This window comes from Helicobacter mesocricetorum (assembly GCF_900198605.1).
In the GTDB taxonomy this organism is placed as follows: Bacteria; Campylobacterota; Campylobacteria; order Campylobacterales; family Helicobacteraceae; genus Helicobacter_D; species Helicobacter_D mesocricetorum.
On record NZ_FZPJ01000022.1, the window covers coordinates 1 to 16,744 of the forward strand.

A 16,744-nucleotide genomic window follows, 5' to 3' on the forward strand; every position below is an offset into this window, starting at 1 on the left:
TTCTTTTATTGATTATTGATTTATTTCTTTATTCTTTTTTTATTCCCTTAAACCCTAACCTTTACACTCTCTTACTTCTTTTACTCTCTTAAGTTTAAAACCTTACAAGCAATTAGGACAGCTTTGTTTATTATCTATTAGAGTTATTATATAGCAATGATTAATTCTATATCAAAGCTTAAGTTTCCTACTCTTGTTTGTAAGGTTTTAAGGTTAAGGGGGTTGGTTGGTTTGTTTAGAGTCTTTAGGTTAGGTGGATACTTAGTTTAGTTAGTTTAGGTTGATTGGATTAGTTAGATTCTTGATTTAATTATTTGTGGTAGGATAGTTTAAATAATAAAGGAGATGATACTTCTTTTGTGGGGGTAAGAATCTCTTTACTTTTTGGATTCTATTTATTCTTTATTGTTTATTTCTTTTTCTTATTCTTTTTGTATTCTTTATTTAGTTTCTTTAGACTCTTGGTTTAGTTTGTTTAGCTTCTCCTTTAAAGATTGAAAAAGCAATAAGGAAAGATTTACTTGTAAATCTAGGTCTCCTTTTCTTGTTTTTGAAATCTTTAAAGGAGAGGGTTTTAGATTAGTTGGGTTGGTTAGGTTAGACTCTTTAGATTAGTGGATGCTTTAAGTTTCAAGCATTAAAGAAAATGAGAATCTTTAAGAGAGTTTGGATTAGGATTAAAAAGCTAAAGAGAATTGCTTTTGTAAGGGACTATTACTTTTGCTAGGATAACCTTTAGTGGAACCATTGCTTTAGAGTGTAAATCATTAAAGAGAGTCTCAAGCATTTTAGGAATTTTCTATGTTTGCAAAGGCTTCCATTAAACATTCCTCAAATTTCAACAAAACTCCGCTAAAAGGTTGAGTAGAACGTTTTAGGCTATATAAATTCCTCTCCAAATTAACATTAATAATCTCCACAGGAAATAAAACTTTCTCTTGCACCTCCCTTGCAATAGCAATTTTAGAAAACACAGAAATTGCACCTTTAGTAATTACTAAATCCTTAATAGCACTTGTTCTATCCAATTCTAAAAAAATAGGAATTTCTTTACCAATATCTCCTAAAGCATTCAAAAACTTATCCCGCAATCCAGAACCATATTCTCTAAGAATCCATTTTTTGTCTAATAGCTCATCAATATACCTTGCCCTAGAGGCTAAAATAAAATCATTACTCGCTACAACTAACTCATCTTTGGCTAATACTTCTGCAATTAATCCCTCGCTTTTAGCGTATTCTTTGGTAATTTCGCCCTCTATTAATGCTAACCCAACTTCTCCCTTTTTTAAGAGATTTAAACATTCTGCTGTATTATGGATGTGCGACACAACCTTAACTTTAGGATATTTTTTAGCAAATTCATATAAAATCCTTGGCAAAAAATACTCCCCAATAGTATGCGTTGAAACAATGCTTATCTCACCTAAAAACACTCCCTCTTCTCCAATGAGTTCTAAACTTTTATAATAGCCCTCTACCACTTCAAGCCATAATCCACCTAAAAACAAGGCTTTGGAAGTAGGAAGCAAACGTTTGCCTAAACGCTCAAATAAAGAGCTTCCAATCATATTTTCGATATTTTTAATAATGATAGAAACATTGGGTTGAGTAGTTTTAAAATTCTCTGCAGTCAAGGTAGGGCTTTTAGTTTTTAATAGGTCTAAAAAAATCTCTAAATCTTTTATTCTCATTAATAAACTCTTCTTTTTAAGCCGAAATTATACAGGACTTCTCTTAAATAAATCCATATTCTTTATGATTTTAATAACATTAATATATTTTTATTATTAATAAAAAAAGAGTATGATGCCACTAAAAATTTATAAAGCGTCATTATGGATTCTCTTAAAGCTTTTTTCACTCATAATATACAAGGTCTCTTATTAATTGGTGTAATCGTTGCTTTATCGACTTATCTATCAAGCATTCCTGCTATTCATAACACAACACATCTAGCACCCACAGCCATTGCTATTTTGATAGGGGTTTGCTTATCCTCTTTATTTTTCAAATACCAACAAATTTTTGCAGATGGTGTGCATTTTAGTGCCAAAAAACTCCTTAAATTAGGGATTATCCTTTATGGGTTTTTTATTACCTTTAATGAGCTTAGGAATGTTGGTTTGCTAGGATTAATCGCTGCTTTTGTGATAGTTATCAGTATTTTCTTGATTGCTTTATTGATTGGCACTAAGGCTTTAAAGCTTGATAAAGAAATTTCTATGCTCATTGGCGCAGGTAGCGCAATATGCGGTGCAGCTGCGATTTTGGCTTTAGAACAAACCTTGAAATCTGATTCTTTTAAAGGAATAATAGCTATTAGCTGCATCGTTATTTTTGGACTTATGGGTATGTTCCTTTATCCCATAGCCTTTTATTCTGACCTTATCCCTAACCTTAATGAAAACTCTATGGGGTTTTTTATAGGGGCTACTTTACACGAAGTTGCCAATGTAGTAGGGGCTACAGAGATAGCTAAAGATATGGGAGGATTCTCACAAGAGGCTGCTAATACCGCTATTATCATTAAAATGATTCGCGTCATTATGCTTGTGCCATTTTTATTTTTTATGGCTTATTATGCGACAAAACATACGCAATCAACGACAAAAACTATACAAATCCCTTATTTTGCATTCCTATTCATAGGCACTATCATTCTCCACACATTTCTACATCCTTATAAAGCAACCCATATCTTAGGCACTATTACCATTCAATCCCTTATAAACTCTTTGCAATTCTCAAGTGTGCTTTGCATTGTCGCAGCAATGGCAGCTTTAGGCTTGCAAATACATTTTAAAAAACTCATTGAAACTAGCAAAAATGCTTTTGTATTAGGTGCTATACTCTTTGCTTTTTTGATACTTGGGGGATATTTTTTATCTTTACTCTTTCAAAGTCTATTCTAACTCCTCCCCCCAACGCTTATAGGAATAAGCAATACCCAATAAATCACACCATTTACCTAAAACAAGATTTTCTATCTCCTCCAAACTCCTCCCGGCATAATAACCAAAAATGGGTGGAGCTATAATCACGCCAATTTTTGAGAGCTTCAACATATTTTCTAAAACAATGGAACTAAAAGGCATCTCCCTTGGTGCTAAAAGAAGGTTGCGCCCCTCTTTAATCATCACACTTGCTGCCCTAGTAATTAAGGTATCAGAAATCCCACAGGCTATTTTTGCCAAAGTATTCTGCGAACAAGGAATAACCACCATACTTTCACAAACAAAAGAACCACTTGCAATACAAGCCCCTAAATCTAAATCTTCTAAATAAATAGTATTGGGGACTTCTTGCGGGATTGCTTGGTTTTCTTTTTTAAAAACCTCTTTAGCTCCTTTAGAGATTACGCAATATTTTTCTATCCCTAAAGGTAGGATTTGTAAAAATCTAAACCCCAAATCCACCGCACTAGCACCACTAATTGCTACAATAATGCGCTTCATAATAATTCCCCTCTTCCCTTGCTTTGTATTTTAACTTCATAAATCTTTTTGCTCTCTAAGTCTTTGGCTTTTATCACATCGCCAATGCCACCATTTTTTTGGGATTCTAAGATAAACTCCAAAACAACTCCCCCTTCCTTTATGCCTACAAGTATCTTATCCCCCTTTTTTACAACTCTTGGCTTTACCAACCTATCCTCTGTAATTAATACATCCCTTGGAGTATAAGAGCGCACAGCAACTTGACCTAATTGATTTTTTTGCATTAAGGCACTATTAATTTTATCAAAGCTAATTTCAACAATCTTTGCATTTTGGTAATTAATGCTCTCACCACCACTAAGAGGCTTAACAAGCACGATACCCTCTAAGGTTGCATCAAGTGAGTATTTAAAAAAAACCTTTTTATCCCTCTCCCCTTCTCTAAGAAGGATATTAAAAGTCCCTTCTTTTCGTTTTAATAATTTCGTAGAAAAATCAATGGCTTTAATATTCTCTTCCTCAAAATTCGTAAGAGTGATTTGCTCTAGCTTAATAGAATGAATCTTGATATTATTTTTTTGGTATTCTTGAAAAAACAATCCTGCAATATGGGCTTTAATCCCATCTGTATTTCCTCCAACCTCTTTTTTAAAGGTTATAATAGGGGATTTAGCCCCGATATGGATTCCAACACTCTCAAACTTTTCTATTAATTGCGAACTCTTTACCTGAAAAGAATTTGCATTTTTAGGAATTTCAAGGAGTAAAAAATCTTCTGATACTCCCTTAAAAATATTCTTTGCATAGACTTTCGTATCTTTAAAAAGATATTCTTCTTCTAAGATAAAATACCCTACTCCAAAGCAAACTTCAATACTTACTAAAAGACTTAATAATACCTTTGTAAAAATATTCATTATAACTTCAACCTTGAGATTCTAAGAGCATTAAGGACAACACTAACAGAACTAAATGCCATAGCAGCCCCAGCAAGTGAGGGCTGCAAAACAATACCAACAAAAGGATAAAGTACGCCAGCTGCAATAGGGATTAAAACCAAATTATACACATAGGCAAAAAAGAGATTCTCTTTAATATTTTTCAAAGTCGCAAAAGAAATCTGAAAAACCTCAACAATACCCTTTAAATCATCTTTTAATAACAAAACATCGCCGACTTCTTTTGCTAACTCTGTTGCACTTGCAAAAGAGATACCAAAGCTTGACTCCTCTAAAGCTAGAGCATCATTAATACCATCACCTACAAAACATACCCCGCCTATTTTTTTAAGCTCTCCAATCTTTTGGCTTTTTTGCAAAGGCGTTGTTTGCGCAAAATACTCCTTAACATCCAATTCTTGCGCTATTTTTTCTACACTTGCCAAATTATCCCCACTTAAAATTACAGGCACAATACCTAGATTCTTAATAGAATCCATAACCACCTTTGCATCCTGCCTTAGGGTATCCTTTAGATAAAAAACCGCTAAAAGCTCTCTTTTACTACAAAGAGCAACTACTCCTTCTTCTTTTTTTACCAAATTCTTTTTGCCAAGAATTTCTTGTATCCAGTCCAATGAACCCAAATAATATTCTTCTTGATTAAAAACCGCTTTAACCCCCTTTGCAATAAGGTATTCTTTCTTTTGCAAGGCTAAAGGAATGCAAGATTCTTTAGTGTATTCTAAAATAGCTTTTCCTATGGGATGGGGATTATCTTCTTGCATCGCATAACAGAGGGATAAAACCTTCTCCCTATCACCAAAAATATCCGCATTTTCTACGGCAATCTCTCCTTTTGTCAAAGTCCCTGTTTTGTCAAAAACCATAAACTTAATTTGTTTGGCTTTTTCGTAAATATCAGGAGATTTAATCAAAATTTCATTTCTCTTTGCTCGCATACTTGCACAAACAATGGCTAAAGGCACAGCAAGACCTAAAGCGCAAGGACAAGATACAACTAAAATAGAAGCTGCAATAGACAAAGCAAAAGCCAAATCTTCTTTGAGCCAAAATAAAAAAGCCACAAATGCAAGCAAAACTACGCAAGGCACAAAAACAGAAGCGATCTTATCTGCTAAAGCTCCAATGGGAGGTTTTTGGGTTTGGGATAACTCTAATAAATCCAGCATTTCATAAACAAAAAAATCACTAGAATCTTTTGAAGATTCCACAATAATTTCCCCATTTATAACCACACTTCCACCTATGACTTCATCACCCTCCTTTAAAACACTAGGCAACTCCTCGCCGTTAATATGTGCGCTACTTACCTCTGCCTCCCCTTGTATAATCCTACCATCAAGAGGTATTTTCTCTCCACTAACGATTAAGCATTTATCACCCTTTTTGATAGTATTAATCGCAACCCATTCTTTTTTGTCATCTTTTAGAAGTCTTGCTTTAGGAGGCAAAATCTTGGCTAAAACCTCTAATTCCTCACTAGCACTCTTTTTTGCCTTAGATTTTAAGTATTCGCCCAAAAGCACAAAACAAATAACAGAAGCTGAACCCTCAAAATAATACCCTTTAGCCCCGCTAAACAATAAATAAACGGAATATAAATAGGCAACACTGCTACCTAAGGCTATTAACACATTCATATCCGCAACTTTTGTTTTAAAAAAACTCATCGAACCTTTGTAAAAAGGCATAGCACAATAAATTTGGGCAACACTTGCCAAAAGAAGCTCTATTGCAGAACTCCAAAAGCTATGGAATCCTCCCATATGTAAAACAAAAATAACAAGAAAGGAGGGGATAGCAACTAATAAACGCGTTTTTAATCCTTGAAGATAAGCCATCTCCCTTTCTTTGCTATTATCCTTAGAAGCAGGGAAACCATAAGAGGTAATAAGCTCTATAATTTTCTGCTCCGAGATTTGGGATTCTTCATAAGAAATTTTTGCTTTACCGCTAATGGGATTAATCTTGATATTTTTAATACTAAGGTTTTTTTCAAGATTATTTTGAATACTTGCAGAACAAGCACTACAATGCATACCATCAATATGAAGTTTTGCTATTTTAACCATTTTGACGACTTTGATATTAAGTATTTTTTATGAAATATTTTTTTATTATTCCACATCCATTTACATCCTCAATAGATAAAAAAGAGTCTATATTATTCCAACTTAAAAATCAAAGGCATTCTTATGATGAATCGAAAAAAAATCTACAATCCAAACTCCAAAGAAAGCGTAAATGAACGCAAAATTTTTGGGGGTAATCCCACAAGTATTTTTGAACTCAATAAAATTAAATACCAATGGGCTTATAATCTTTGGAAAGTAATGCTTGCTAATTCGTGGTTTCCAGAAGAAGTCAATATGACTCAAGATAAACGCGATTATTCTGAAGGACTAACCCACGAAGAAAAAATAGGTTATGACAGAGCTTTAGCACAACTTATTTTTATGGATTCACTCCAAACTAATAACCTTATTGATAATGTCAATCCCTACATTACAAGCCCAGAGATTAATTTAATTTTGGTTCGTCAAGCTTTTGAAGAGGCTCTCCATTCCCAAAGTTATGCTGTGATGGTAGAATCTATCTCTGCAAATACAGATGAAATTTATGAAATGTGGCGCACTGATGGACAGCTAAGAAGCAAAAATGATTATATCGCCAATGTTTATGAGCAGCTTGCTAAAGATCCAACGGAGAGGACTTTAGTTCTTGCAATGTTTGCCAACCAAATCTTAGAGGGGATTTATTTTTACTCTGGTTTTGCTTTTTTTTATACGCTTGCAAGAAGTGGTAAAATGCTAGGAAGCGCACAAATGATTCGCTTCATTCAAAGAGATGAAGTTACCCATTTATTATTATTCCAAAATATGATAAAATCTCTTAAAAAAGAAATGGCACATATTTTCACCAAAGACTTAGAAGAAGAAGTTATTGAAATGTTTAAAGAAGCAGTTAAAGTAGAATCTTCTTGGGGAGATTATATTACACAGGGGCAAATCTTAGGACTTACTAGCGAAATTATCCACGAATATGTTCGCTATCTTGCAGATATTCGACTAGCACGCATAGGATTCCCCACTATTTATAATGCTAAACATCCTATTAAATGGGTAGAATCTTTTAGCTCTTTTAATGAGCAAAAGACAAATTTCTTCGAGGGAAATGTTACAAATTACGCTAAAGGGAGTATTAACTTTGATGACTTCTAGGAGACTTTATACTCTACAATTTAAAACCAGACAAAACTTTGAAGACAATCTTGCATCCCTAAAAAGCCTTGTTATAAATTGCGAGGCGCAATCTATTATTTTAGCTCCTGAAGTTTGTTTAACAAACTTTTGCTACCAAAGAATGGAGGAAGCCTGTGAGTTTTCCAAAGTAGCCACAGAAGTTCTCTTAAAACTATCCTTTGATAGGACTATTGTTTTATCAATGATTGAACAATACCATAAAGGCTTTTTTAATACTCTAAAAGTCTTCCACAAAGGAGATTTGCTCCATATACAAAATAAACATAAGCTTTTTCCCTTAGGCGATGAACATTTGCATTTTCAAGCAGGTGATTTAGAAGAAATTACACCCTTTAGTCTTGATGGGATTAAATGTGGGGCTATTAATTGCTTTGAATTGCGTTTTATAGAAATATGGCAACGGCTAAAAGGATGTGATTTGATATTTGTCCCAGCCCAATGGGCAAAAGAAAGAAAAGATCATTTTCAAACACTCACAAAAGCACTTGCTATCACTACACAAAGCTTCGTAATGGCAAGTAATAGTGCAAATGATTCTATGGCAAAAGGAAGCTGCATAGTTACACCCTTTGGGTATGTTATTAATGATGACTTAAAAGAAATGATAGACTACAAAGCAAACTTTGATGATATTACAAAAATTCGTAAATTCATCAATATAGGCTTATAATGCAAAGTCTTAAACTTGCTAATATGGTGCGTGAAATTACTAAAGAATTCCCTATTAGCCCAAAAGTGCAAAAGGCACTTTTAAGCATTGATAGAGAAATTTTTACCCCTAATGGATTTACTTACCTTGCTTATACCCTTGATGCACTTCCTATGGGAGCCAATCAATGGATTAGCTCTCCCCTAACCGTAGCAAAAATGACAGAATACTTACAATGTGAGGGTGCAGATAGTGTTTTAGAGATTGGCTGTGGAAGCGGTTATCAAGCAGCGATTCTTAGCTGTCTTATACGAAGGGTTTTTAGCATCGAACGAATAGAGAGACTCTTAAATGAAGCAAGAGCTAGGATTAGGCATTGCAACTTAAATAATATCAACACCAAACTAGATGATGGACAACAAGGTTGGAATACCTATGCACCCTATGATAGAATCCTTTTTTCCGCTGCAGCTAAAGAAATCCCCCCTGCTATTATTGACCAGCTTCAAGAAGGAGGCATTTTAGTCGCCCCCTTGCAACAAGGAAATCAGCAAATCATTACGCGTTTTTGCAAACACAATGGCACTTTAAGCAACAAAGAAGAGTTAGAAATCTGCTCATTTGTTCCTGTATTAGATGGAGTTTCAAATTAGGAGACAAAATGAAAAAATCACTCACTAGAAAAATTTATGAAAAAGAAGGCTTTAAAGCTTGTATGCAATATATAATAAACAAAAGGATTAATAAAATCAAAGAGAAATTTTATTATTTTCTTTCTCCCATAATTTGGAAACTCCCTTTACCCAAAAAATATCATTTCTTATTAATTACCAATTACGCTTGTGGGAGTATGGCAGGTAAAAGCTTTTTATCAAAATGCGGGGTATCTTTGAATGAGGATTTTGGCAAAGTAGGCAATCTTGCTAGAAATAGAGAAATCTATTATACGAAATACTTTTTTCATTCTTTAAGCACCAATCCCTATAAAGCCCTAAATTTCACACCCACTCATCATCTTGATACATTAAATACTCAAAAACTTCTTGCTAGAATCCACAAAGAAACTCCCTTGCTAGTGCTTTGCAGGGATCCTTTCTCTTTATTTTTAACCGCCTTTAATCACACAAACTCCGATAAAGACTATAACACAAAAGCGCATTTTAAGCTTTTTGATGATTTTCAATTCTTTTTTAACCAACAAACCTTTAAAGCCCTAACATTAAAAGATTTGCAGATTGAAAAAATCGCCTTAAAAAACCCTAAAATCTATCTTACTCATTTCTTTATTATAATGGCGCATTTTAAACTTTATAGTATTACAAAACTCTTTACAAGGGGGGGGGGGGGCAAAATAAGATTCATTATATAGACATTAAGGAGCTATCACAACAGAGGGCTTTTAAGACAATGCAAACCCTATCTCACTCCTTTGGCTTTCTACCACCCAAAGAAGAAGATAAAGCATTTTATGAAGAAAAAGCGTATGATGTTTTACCCTTTTTATTTTTACCCATTATTATCACCATTCCCATAAACCACCACCATATAGAGATTATATTAACCACCTACCGACAAACCATTCACTTCCAACACCAAAAATCCATTAATGAATTTTTCTCTCTACCCCCAAACCTAAATATCCTCTTGCTTATCTATCCTAAAGAGCTAGAAATACTCAAAACCCATTTAGAGGTTTTTTCTCACACTATTAAATACATTAATCATATTCTCTTAGAACTACAAGAGGCTGTTTTTAGACATAATCAAGCAAAGCTTAAAGAACAAGATATTTTAGAAGTAGTTGCTACCAATCCACTTTTAAAAACAGAATTAAAAGAATTTTTAGATTATGAGCTACAAGATATTAAAAAACACCGACCAGATATTGTGGATTCTTGGAAACATTATCAAACTTTTCAATCTATGCTTTAAACTTTGATTTGCTCTAGGATTTTAAGACCAAAACCGCTTAAATTCGTATATTCGTTCCCATAAGAAGTGCTAAGCAATTTAAAGTCTTCTACTCCTAAGGATTTTAAAATCTGCGCTCCAATACCTAAGTCTTTAATGTCCTTATGATCTTTTGTTTGTAAAAAGACCAAATATCCTCCCACCTCTTGGAGTTTTTCAACAGCGTTTAAAAGCCCACAATAGCTTACTTTATCTTCTAAAAGATCTAAATCCTGCTTGATAATGTGGAATTTCACAAAAGGTATTTTTGCTTCTTTAAAAGCAAAAATAATATGGATTCTATTTAAATGATCTTTTATTTGTATCTTTTTGACCTTATGTCCCAAAAATTCAACTTCTACTTCAGAAATCACTCCTATAAGCTGCTCAAAACGCAAACGATATTCAATCAAATCTGAAACATAAAGAATCTTAAGGTTATGCTTTTTAGCAAATTCGCTTAAAAACTTATCTCCCCTTCTTGCCATTAAACCATCTTCTCGCATAATCTCGCAAATCACACTAATAGGCTTTAATCCTGCTAATTTACAAATATCCACACTAGCTTCGGTATGTCCTGTCCTCTCTAACACTCCACCCTCTTTGGCAATAAGAGGAAAAATATGCCCCGGACGCACAAAATCTTCTGGTTTTGCATTAGGCTTACACATAAGATTAATGGTTAAATCTCTTTCATAAGCAGAAATTCCTGTTTTTGCCTCTTTGGCATCAATAGAAATCGTAAAGGCAGTTTCATAATTAGAATTATTATGATTTACCATAGGGGGTAAATCTAGCACATTGGCGATTTCTTTAGTAATAGAAACACAAATTAATCCTCTGGCTTCTTGCGCCATAAAATTAATCTTCTCTGGTGTGCTAAAGATTCCGCTTAAAACCAAATCCCCTTCATTCTCCCTATCTTCATCATCCATAATGATAATCATCTCGCCTTTTTTAATAGCTTTGATAGCTTCCTCTACTCTTAAAATGGATTCCATTTATAAACCTTGCGCTATTTAAAATTATCTTAAAAGTCAAAAGTATATCGAATTTTTCTAAATTTTTTAAACTTAAGAAGTGCTTTGTAAATATTCTTTAGGGATACTAAAATAATTATCATCAAAATAATAAATATTCTCTAATCCTTCCTTAACTAATTCTGTCCCAAACTCTGCTGCAGTAGCCCCGCTATGGCAATAAAGCAAAATCTTCTTGTCTTTGTTTTCTTGTGCGATAAATGTAATGCGTTTAAGGGAGGAGAGATTAAGGGCATTTTGAATATGGCTAATCAAAAAATAGCCACGAGAGCGCAAATCAATAACGATAAAATCTCCCAAAAAATCTTTAGGGGTTTGGTTGGATAAAAACTTAAAAGGAGTAGCTAAACTTTTATTCTTAACATACATTGTAATCTTGCCTTAAGAGGGTAAAATTTGATAAAATAAAGCCAATGAAAAAAATCTATTATATCACAAAAAAAAATACCTCAACGCATTTAGATAACTCCATAAATCTTTTAGAATTGTTAGAAATTAAAACACTTCAAGATAAACAACTCTTATTAAAGTTACAACAATGTAATTGCCTCATTTTTACCTCTAAAAATGCTATTTTTGCCCTTGAAGAAAATGCTGGAGATAAGTGGCATAAAATTCCTTGCTATGTGATAGGAAAAGGTAGTAATCAAGCTTTAGAGCATCTTGGAATACAAGCAAAATTTGTAGGGACGCAATCTTATGGAGATTCTTTTGGCGCAGAATTACAAAATCAACTAAAAGGTAAAAAACCTCTTTTTATAAGGGCTAAAAAAATTGCTTCTTCTTTAGTAGAGATTCTTAGTGTTGCACAAATCTATCCTTTAGAATCTATCCTTTATGAAACTTTGCCTATTAAACTCAACCCAACACAAAAAGAAAAACTAAAACCCAAAAAAAACGCTATTTTATTCTTGAGCGCACCCTCATCCCTACGAGCTTTTTTGTCAAACTTTCAATGGCAAGAAGACTATACCGCCCTTTGCATTGGAGAAACAACCTTAAAATATGCAAAAAAATCTTTAGGAGAAAAAGCCAAAATCCTACTCTCTCCTGATACAAACATTCACTCCTCCTTAGAATTTGCAAAAACTTTGTAGGGACAAAGGAATCTTATGAAAAAACTAGATTTAAAAGCAACACCAATACCCAAACTATTTTTTTCCTATTTTCTTCCCTCTCTAGTAGCCATGCTTGCTTTATCTACCTATTCTACCATTGATGGAATCTTTGTGGGTAAAAAATTAGGAGAGAATGCACTAGCAGCCATTGGGATTGCGTGGCCTATTTTTCCTGTATTAATTGCTTTTGAATTGCTCTTTAGTGTAGGTGGAGCAGCAATGAGTTCTTATTTTTTAGGCAAGGGTAAAGCCTTTAGGGCAAGGATTATTTTTAGCTCTGTTTTTTATTTTGCCTTCTTTACTTCGGTTATAGGAGGAATTACACTTTATTATTTTAGTGATCTTGTAGCTTTATATTTAGGAGCTAGTGCTAATTTGCTTCCTTTAGTTAGAGAATATACAGAAATCATTTATCTAGGTGCTTTTGTTATTGTTTTACACCCTACATTAGATATTTTTGCTATCAATGATAAACAGCCTATTTTAGCGATGATAGCAATGATTGCTGGTTCTTGTATGAATATACTTTTAAACTATCTCTTCCTCTTTGTTTTTGATTTTGGCATTGGTGGAGCTGCTTTAGCCACTATTTTAGGGCATAGTATTGGAGCTTGTATTTTATTGCAACATTTCTTACGAAAAAAAGGAGACTTATTTTTAATCAAGGCTTTTGATATTTACGCACTTTTGATGGCAACTAAAAATGGTATCCCTCAAAGCAGTTCAGAAGTTAGTATGAGCATTATGATGCTTATTTTTAATCATACTATTATGAATATCACGGGTGATAGGGGTATTGCTATTTATAGTGTGGTAATGTATATGAGCATTATCCCTTTTACGATTTTATTATCTGTTGCTCAAGGGGTTCAACCTATCTCAAGCTTCAATTATGGAGCCAATCTACTAGCGCGTGTTAGAGAAATTTTTTACTTTAGTTTAAAATTTAGCCTTTTAGTGGGAATTCTTTTATACATCGCATTTTATGGTCTTGGCTCTTTTATTATCCCATGGTTTTTACAAGATGATATTGCTTTAAGGGATTCTCTCTTGCCACTAGAGATAAAAGAAGCAATGAATGTCTATTTTATGAGCTTCATACTCTTAGGAATAAATCTTGTTAGTGCCACCTTTTTCCAATCTATTCAAAAGACTTTTATTTCCTTTGTTATCACATTATCCTATACACTTTTATTTAGTTTATGCTTTGTATTAATCCTACCTAAATTCTACGAATTTGAAGGGATAATGATAGCCCACCCTTTAGGAATATTATGCGCTAGTATTGTGGTATGTGGGATTATTTTCAATGAACGAAAAAGAGGTATCTTGAAAAAAAGCTTATAGGAATATAAATTTTGTAATATAATTTTTGGAGATAATGCTTTGATAATGCTTTTAAGAGTAGTATTCGCACCAATAAATCATAAGCCCTCAAGGTTTAAGATTTAAATTTACCTATAAAGAAAGGTTCATTGAAAATGGGAACGAGAAAAGAACACGATTTTATCGGGGAGTTAGAAATTTCTGATGATGTATATTATGGAGTGCAAACCTTTAGAGCACTTGATAATTTTCAAATGAGCGGTAGAAGATTAAAAGACTATCCATTTTTTATCAAAGCTTTTGCACAAATCAAAAAAGCTGCCATTTCAGCCAATAAAGAAGTAGGTGTTTTAGATGCCACTAAAGCTGATGCGTTAGCAAAAGCGGCAGATAAACTTATTGCAGGTGAATTTTTGGATCAGTTTGTAGTAGATATGATTCAAGGCGGAGCTGGGACAAGCACAAATATGAATGTCAATGAGGTTTTAACAAACATTGCCCTAGAGAGTATGGGACACAAAAAGGGAGAATATCAATTCTTACACCCAAACGATCATACAAACTTAGGACAATCCACTAATGATACCTATCCTAGCTCTATAAAGGTAGCAACTTGGAGTAAGCTTAAAGACTTAAGTAAGGCTATGGAGGAGTTAAAAACAGAACTTGAAAACAAAGCAAAAGAGTTTAAAGATGTAATTAAGATGGGTAGAACAGAGCTTGAAGACGCTGTTCCTACCACTTTAGGAAATACTTTTAATGCCTTTGCTAGTTATATAAAAAGTGATTTAGAAAGGGTAGAATACGCAAAAGAAGTAATGAGTGTTTTAAATATGGGAGCAACAGCGATTGGAACAGGAATCAACTGCCACCCTGATTATAAAAATATCGTTGAAAAAAAGCTCAATGAAATCACTGGAGGTAATTTCAAACCTGCAGAAAACTTAATTGCTGCGACACAAGATACGGCAGATTTCGTTTTTGTAAGTGGAGTGTTAAAAACTGCGGCGGTGCGATTAAACAAAATTGCCAATGATTTAAGACTTATGAATTCTGGTCCCAGATGTGGCTTAGGAGAGATTAATCTTCCCAAAATGCAACCTGGAAGTTCGATTATGCCCGGAAAAGTTAATCCTGTCATTTGTGAGGTGGTTCAAGAGGCTTGTTATGAAGTGATTGGAAATGATACAACAATTATGCTTTGCTCTGAGCGAGGAGAGTTTGAATTAAATGCTGTGGAGCCGGGCATTGCTTATGCTTTATTTAATTCCTTAATACTTTTAGAAAATGCTATGAAAACCTTAGCATTAAAAGCCGTTAAGGGCTTAAATGCAAATGCAGAAGCTTGCAAAAAATCTGTTTTAAACTCCATAGGAATCGTAACAGCCTTTAACCCTATCTTAGGCTATGAAAAATCTGCAAGCATTGCCAAAGAAGCTTTACAAACAGGAAAATCTGTCGGAGATATTTGCCTAGAGAGGGGATATTTACCCAAAGAAGAGATTGATAAAATCTTAGACCCCAAAAATATGCTAAATCCCCAAATGAAAACTAAACAAAAAGAGTAGAGGATTCTTTTATGGATATTATTTTAATTCTTCAAATAATTGTTTTATTGGGGGCTATTTTTATTGGTATTCGCTTAGGTGGGATTGGTATTGGTTATGCTGGTGGGATTGGAGTTGTTATTTTAGGACTCGCCTTAGGGATGAAGCCCGGTAACATTCCTTGGGATGTTATTTTAATTATTATGTCTGTGATTGGGGCGATTTCTGCTATGCAATTAGCCGGAGGATTGGATTATCTTGTGCAAATTGCAGAGAAAATTTTGCGCTCTAATCCTAAGTATATCAACTATCTTGCCCCAATGGTTACTTATTTTTTAACGATTTTAGCCGGAACCGGGCATACAGCATTTTCTATGATTCCTGTGATTGTAGAAGTGGCAAAAGAACAAAACATTAAGCCTAGCGCACCTCTTTCCATTGCTGTTGTTTCTAGTCAAATTGCTATTACTGCCTCTCCTGTAAGTGCAGCTGTTGTTTATATGAGTGGTGTTTTAGAACCACTAGGTTGGAGCTATCCTGTTTTGCTTGGTATTTGGATTCCTACAACTTTTATTGCTTGTATGCTTACAGCTTTTATCCTTACGATATTTTCAAATTTGGATTTAAGTAAAGATCCTATTTATCAAGAAAGGCTTTCTAAGGGCTTAGTAAAAGCTCCATCAAGCACACAAAATACAGAGCTTAAAAAAGGTGCTAAATTATCCGTTTTTATTTTCTTAATCGGTGTTTTAGCGGTAGTCTTTTATGCAACAACAATCTCTGATGTCGTGCGTTTGCCTATGCTTAATTATGTAAATTCCCTTATTACAGACAATTCAGACCTTGCTATTTTAGCTAGTATTGTAAAAAGCTATATCGACCCTGTAATTGTCCCTAGAGATGCTGCAATTATGAGTTTTATGCTTTCTGTTGCAACTTTGATTGTTATTTTTTGCAAAATAGAGCCGGGCAAAATTGCTGATACAAGCGTGTTTAAATCTGGTATGGTGGCTTGTGTCTGTGTTTTAGGTGTAGCTTGGCTTGGAAATACCTTTGTAGAAGGGCATATTGAGACAATCAAAGATTTAGCTTCTACTTGGGTTGGAAGAATCCCTAGCTTATTGGCTGTTGTTTTTTTCTTTGCTGCGATGTTGCTTTATTCACAAGCAGCTACTGCAAAGGCTATTACACCTGCTGTTATTGCCGCTCTTGGCATAAGTGCCACCAATCCCGGTGATTCTTACATACTTGTTGCTTCTTTTGCGGCAGTTTCTGCTCTCTTTGTTTTACCAACCTACCCCACCTTACTTGGTGCTGTGCAAATGGATGATACAGGCTCTACAAGACTTGGTAAATATATCTTTAATCACGCTTTTTTAGTTCCGGGTGTTTTAGCAATTTTATTCTCTGTTGTATTAGGCTTTGGGGTTGCTACCTTTCTAGCTTAAC

General features: G+C 34.0%; 16 protein-coding genes. 10 read left to right on the forward strand and 6 right to left on the reverse strand.

Annotated features, from left to right (window positions below; translation table 11 throughout):
• Window positions 1–788: 788 nt before the first annotated feature.
• A complete protein-coding gene (locus tag C6H18_RS05960; RefSeq protein WP_104722201.1) occupies window positions 789–1,694 on the reverse strand; it encodes a LysR substrate-binding domain-containing protein in 906 nt (301 codons plus the stop codon).
• Window positions 1,695–1,838: 144 nt separating this feature from the next.
• On the opposite strand from C6H18_RS05960, the gene C6H18_RS05965 reads away from it, so the two are divergent.
• Window positions 1,839–2,915, forward strand: a complete 1,077-nt coding sequence (locus C6H18_RS05965) for a YeiH family protein (RefSeq protein WP_104722202.1) — start codon at window positions 1,839–1,841, stop codon at window positions 2,913–2,915.
• Here the strand turns inward: C6H18_RS05965 and C6H18_RS05970 are convergent.
• Genes C6H18_RS05970 through C6H18_RS05980 form a run of 3 tightly spaced genes read right to left on the reverse strand, consistent with a single transcriptional unit; the run spans window position 2,907 to window position 6,474 of the window.
• Entirely contained in the window at window positions 2,907–3,458 is a 552-nt protein-coding gene (locus C6H18_RS05970) for a UbiX family flavin prenyltransferase (RefSeq protein WP_199770143.1), read from the reverse strand. The two genes, C6H18_RS05965 and C6H18_RS05970, sit on opposite strands and share 9 nt — an antisense overlap.
• Complete coding sequence (gene flgA, locus C6H18_RS05975) at window positions 3,455–4,357, reverse strand: flagellar basal body P-ring formation chaperone FlgA (protein ID WP_104722204.1); 903 nt, start codon at window positions 4,355–4,357, stop codon at window positions 3,455–3,457. Before flgA ends, C6H18_RS05970 begins: the two co-directional genes overlap by 4 nt.
• Window positions 4,357–6,474, reverse strand: coding sequence for a heavy metal translocating P-type ATPase (locus tag C6H18_RS05980; protein WP_104722205.1), 2,118 nt, complete (start codon window positions 6,472–6,474; stop codon window positions 4,357–4,359). The genes flgA and C6H18_RS05980 overlap by 1 nt, the downstream gene beginning before the upstream one ends.
• A gap of 123 nt (window positions 6,475–6,597) precedes the next feature.
• On the opposite strand from C6H18_RS05980, the gene C6H18_RS05985 reads away from it, so the two are divergent.
• The 5 genes from C6H18_RS05985 to C6H18_RS06005 are packed head-to-tail and all read left to right on the forward strand — an operon-like array spanning window position 6,598 to window position 10,246.
• Window positions 6,598–7,623, forward strand: coding sequence for a ribonucleotide-diphosphate reductase subunit beta (locus C6H18_RS05985; protein ID WP_104722206.1), 1,026 nt, complete (start codon window positions 6,598–6,600; stop codon window positions 7,621–7,623).
• Complete coding sequence (locus C6H18_RS05990) at window positions 7,613–8,335, forward strand: carbon-nitrogen hydrolase family protein (protein ID WP_199770147.1); 723 nt, start codon at window positions 7,613–7,615, stop codon at window positions 8,333–8,335. Before C6H18_RS05985 ends, C6H18_RS05990 begins: the two co-directional genes overlap by 11 nt.
• Window positions 8,335–8,967, forward strand: coding sequence for a protein-L-isoaspartate(D-aspartate) O-methyltransferase (locus tag C6H18_RS05995; protein ID WP_104722208.1), 633 nt, complete (start codon window positions 8,335–8,337; stop codon window positions 8,965–8,967). Before C6H18_RS05990 ends, C6H18_RS05995 begins: the two co-directional genes overlap by 1 nt.
• An 8-nt stretch (window positions 8,968–8,975) precedes the next feature.
• A complete protein-coding gene (locus tag C6H18_RS06000) occupies window positions 8,976–9,683 on the forward strand; it encodes a hypothetical protein (RefSeq protein WP_104722209.1) in 708 nt (235 codons plus the stop codon).
• Between the two features lie 38 nt (window positions 9,684–9,721).
• Window positions 9,722–10,246 (forward strand): DUF2972 domain-containing protein, encoded by a 525-nt coding sequence (locus C6H18_RS06005; RefSeq protein WP_104722210.1) that lies wholly within the window; start codon window positions 9,722–9,724, stop codon window positions 10,244–10,246.
• Here C6H18_RS06005 and C6H18_RS06010 read toward each other — a convergent pair.
• Together C6H18_RS06010 and C6H18_RS06015 are read right to left on the reverse strand one after the other, a co-directional pair.
• Entirely contained in the window at window positions 10,243–11,265 is a 1,023-nt protein-coding gene (locus C6H18_RS06010; RefSeq protein ID WP_104722211.1) for a bifunctional 3,4-dihydroxy-2-butanone 4-phosphate synthase/GTP cyclohydrolase II, read from the reverse strand. The two genes, C6H18_RS06005 and C6H18_RS06010, sit on opposite strands and share 4 nt — an antisense overlap.
• A gap of 72 nt (window positions 11,266–11,337) precedes the next feature.
• The gene (locus tag C6H18_RS06015; protein ID WP_104722212.1) at window positions 11,338–11,673 is read right to left on the reverse strand and encodes a rhodanese-like domain-containing protein; all 336 of its coding nucleotides are present in this window, start codon (window positions 11,671–11,673) and stop codon (window positions 11,338–11,340) included.
• A gap of 44 nt (window positions 11,674–11,717) precedes the next feature.
• On the opposite strand from C6H18_RS06015, the gene C6H18_RS06020 reads away from it, so the two are divergent.
• The 4 genes from C6H18_RS06020 to C6H18_RS06035 all read left to right on the forward strand — a co-directional run bounded on the left by C6H18_RS06020 (window position 11,718) and on the right by C6H18_RS06035 (window position 16,743).
• Window positions 11,718–12,401, forward strand: a complete 684-nt coding sequence (locus C6H18_RS06020; protein WP_104722213.1) for a uroporphyrinogen-III synthase — start codon at window positions 11,718–11,720, stop codon at window positions 12,399–12,401.
• Window positions 12,402–12,416: 15 nt separating this feature from the next.
• Window positions 12,417–13,769, forward strand: coding sequence for an MATE family efflux transporter (locus C6H18_RS06025; protein WP_104722214.1), 1,353 nt, complete (start codon window positions 12,417–12,419; stop codon window positions 13,767–13,769).
• A gap of 134 nt (window positions 13,770–13,903) precedes the next feature.
• Window positions 13,904–15,316: an aspartate ammonia-lyase gene (locus C6H18_RS06030; RefSeq protein WP_104722215.1), complete on the forward strand. Its 1,413-nt coding sequence runs from the start codon at window positions 13,904–13,906 to the stop codon at window positions 15,314–15,316.
• An 11-nt stretch (window positions 15,317–15,327) separates the two neighbouring features.
• Window positions 15,328–16,743 (forward strand): anaerobic C4-dicarboxylate transporter, encoded by a 1,416-nt coding sequence (locus tag C6H18_RS06035; protein WP_104722216.1) that lies wholly within the window; start codon window positions 15,328–15,330, stop codon window positions 16,741–16,743.
• Window position 16,744 lies beyond the last annotated feature (1 nt).

Excerpts from the sequence above, each read along its gene's own strand:
- C6H18_RS06030 (WP_104722215.1), top strand. The coding sequence starts at position 13,904 with ATGGGAACGAGAAAAGAACACGATTTTATCGGGGAGTTAGAAATTTCT.
- C6H18_RS05960 (WP_104722201.1), bottom strand. The coding sequence starts at position 1,694 with ATGAGAATAAAAGATTTAGAGATTTTTTTAGACCTATTAAAAACTAAA.
- C6H18_RS05985 (WP_104722206.1), top strand. The coding sequence starts at position 6,598 with ATGATGAATCGAAAAAAAATCTACAATCCAAACTCCAAAGAAAGCGTA.
- flgA (WP_104722204.1), bottom strand. The coding sequence starts at position 4,357 with ATGAATATTTTTACAAAGGTATTATTAAGTCTTTTAGTAAGTATTGAA.
- C6H18_RS05970 (WP_199770143.1), bottom strand. The coding sequence starts at position 3,458 with ATGAAGCGCATTATTGTAGCAATTAGTGGTGCTAGTGCGGTGGATTTG.
- C6H18_RS06000 (WP_104722209.1), top strand. The coding sequence starts at position 8,976 with ATGAAAAAATCACTCACTAGAAAAATTTATGAAAAAGAAGGCTTTAAA.
- C6H18_RS05980 (WP_104722205.1), bottom strand. The coding sequence starts at position 6,474 with ATGGTTAAAATAGCAAAACTTCATATTGATGGTATGCATTGTAGTGCT.
- C6H18_RS06025 (WP_104722214.1), top strand. The coding sequence starts at position 12,417 with ATGAAAAAACTAGATTTAAAAGCAACACCAATACCCAAACTATTTTTT.
- C6H18_RS06005 (WP_104722210.1), top strand. The coding sequence starts at position 9,722 with ATGCAAACCCTATCTCACTCCTTTGGCTTTCTACCACCCAAAGAAGAA.
- C6H18_RS05995 (WP_104722208.1), top strand. The coding sequence starts at position 8,335 with ATGCAAAGTCTTAAACTTGCTAATATGGTGCGTGAAATTACTAAAGAA.
- C6H18_RS05990 (WP_199770147.1), top strand. The coding sequence starts at position 7,613 with ATGACTTCTAGGAGACTTTATACTCTACAATTTAAAACCAGACAAAAC.
- C6H18_RS06015 (WP_104722212.1), bottom strand. The coding sequence starts at position 11,673 with ATGTATGTTAAGAATAAAAGTTTAGCTACTCCTTTTAAGTTTTTATCC.
- C6H18_RS05965 (WP_104722202.1), top strand. The coding sequence starts at position 1,839 with ATGGATTCTCTTAAAGCTTTTTTCACTCATAATATACAAGGTCTCTTA.
- C6H18_RS06010 (WP_104722211.1), bottom strand. The coding sequence starts at position 11,265 with ATGGAATCCATTTTAAGAGTAGAGGAAGCTATCAAAGCTATTAAAAAA.
- C6H18_RS06020 (WP_104722213.1), top strand. The coding sequence starts at position 11,718 with ATGAAAAAAATCTATTATATCACAAAAAAAAATACCTCAACGCATTTA.
- C6H18_RS06035 (WP_104722216.1), top strand. The coding sequence starts at position 15,328 with ATGGATATTATTTTAATTCTTCAAATAATTGTTTTATTGGGGGCTATT.